We start from the raw sequence: 1925 nt of genomic DNA on the forward strand, positions 1-1925 counted from the left end.
CGGGATGCGACAGCAGGCGCTCGCGCACGGTGGCGGCATGGCCGTGGCGCGCGTAATCGATGCGATCGAGCGCGACCGGCGTGGCGATCTGCGGCGGCCACGAAACGACGAGGAAGCGCGCGAGCGCGCGCAGAAACTCGTCATTTCGGACACGATGCCGCCGATGCCGGCAGGAGCCGTGCGGTTGCCCGATCTCGCCGCCTATGTCAGCGGCCTCTTGAGCGAGACCAATATCCGGGCCGAAATGATTGATGCCTGGGCGCTCCCGCCGCGCGAGCGCCAGCGGATACGGCGCGCGGCCTATCCGGATCGCGCCGTCATTGTCGTTGCCAGGGTCGATGGCCGATATTACGCCGTCCGTTCGCGCATCGCGGCGGGGGGTAACCGCCTGCAAGGTTTCCTCGTCTGGCAGACGCTATCGCTTTACTTGCTGCTGCTGGTTCCGATCATGCTGATCGCCTATCGCGCGGCGCGGCCGCTGCGCGACCTGACGCGCGCGGCGCGGGCCAATCCGGCGCTTCGCGATGCCGAGCCGCTGGAGGAAGAGGGGCCGTCGGATGTGCGCGACCTGATCGCCGCCTTCAACGCCTATCGCGCACGGATCGCGACGATGCTGTCTGACAAGGACCGGATGCTCGGTGCGGTCGGCCACGATCTGCGCACGCCGCTCGCCAGCCTGCGCGTGCGCGTCGAGCAGGTCGAGGACGATGCACTGCAGGGCAAGATGATCGCAAGCATCGAGGAAATGACCGCAATGCTGAGCGACATATTGGCGCTTGCCCGCTCGGGGGCGGGGACGGAAGCGCAAGAGCGGATACCGCTGCGCGAACTGATCGGCGAACTCGCGGCGGACTATCAGGAGCGCAGCAAGGATGTGACGATCGGCGAGGTTGCCGATGTCCGGGTCCTCGCGCGCCCGATGTTGCTCAAACGCGCGCTGCGCAATCTCGTCGACAATGCGATGGCCTATGGCGTTTGCGCGCGCCTGTCCGTCCGCGCCGAGGCCGGCATCGCGCGCGTCATCGTTTCAGATGACGGCCCGGGCCTGACCGACGCGCAGATCAAGGCGCTGGTTGAACCTTTCGCGCGCGGTGAACAGTCGCGCAATCGCGCAACGGGCGGAGCCGGGCTTGGCCTGTCGATCGCGCGCGATATTGCGGAAGGCGAGGGCGGGTCGCTGACGCTCGCGAACCGCGCCGGCGGCGGGCTCGACGCGGTGATCGGTTTGCCGGTTCAGGCGTAGATCGCGATCGCCTGACTGCCGCTCAGGACCGGTTCGCCGGCGCGGTTCCACAGCATCATGTCCTGCACCGACAGGCCGTGGCGCGCATAGCCGGTCCTCGCCGATAGCAACCACCAGCCATCCTCGGTGGCAGGGGCGCCCGTCAGCATGTTCACCGTCCAGTTCATCGAGCTGATCGGGCCGAACTCGCTGAACAGCGCCATCGCCGCGGGCGGCAGCGCGTCGCCCATCGCGAGCAGCGCGACGGCGGGGTGGCACACCGGTTCCTCGACGAAGCGCACCCAGGTCAGATATTCGCCGACCTCGCTTTTCCATCCGAAGCGGGGGCCGGTGGTCGGCCGCATGTCGAAATGGCGCGTGAAGGGCGGGCGCGCGTGATGCTCGGGCACCGGTGCCAAGGTTTCGGGATCGGGCGCTGCGGGCATGGCAAGGCGATCATGGTCGAGGTGGCTCTTGCGGTCGCCGGAAAAAGCGAAGACCGCGGCGGTCCCGAAACCCTGATTGCTCGATACGCCGGCGTCGATGAACAGTGAAGATTTTGACCGGCGCAGCACGCGCGTCTCGACGGTGCAGTCGCCGCCAACGGGGCCGACAAAGCTGATCTGCGCATAGCGTAGCGGCGTTTCGGTCGGATGAAGCGCCATCGTGCCCGCAAGCGCGACCGCGGAGCTGATCCCGCCAT

Annotated in this window: 2 protein-coding genes; one reads left to right on the plus strand and one right to left on the minus strand. The window is 67.7% G+C overall.

Features of this window, described 5'->3' with window-relative positions:
- On the plus strand, positions 1-1243 hold a 1243-nt coding region (locus VGD20_RS10205), incomplete at its 5' end, for a sensor histidine kinase (protein ID WP_331134338.1).
- On the opposite strand, the gene VGD20_RS10210 is transcribed toward VGD20_RS10205, so the two are convergent.
- On the minus strand, positions 1234-1925 hold a 692-nt coding region (locus tag VGD20_RS10210), incomplete at its 5' end, for a thioesterase family protein (RefSeq protein WP_331134339.1). The genes VGD20_RS10205 and VGD20_RS10210 overlap by 10 nt on opposite strands.

The sequence above is a fragment of the Sphingopyxis sp. genome (genome assembly GCF_036402335.1).
Classification (GTDB): domain Bacteria; phylum Pseudomonadota; class Alphaproteobacteria; order Sphingomonadales; family Sphingomonadaceae; genus Sphingopyxis.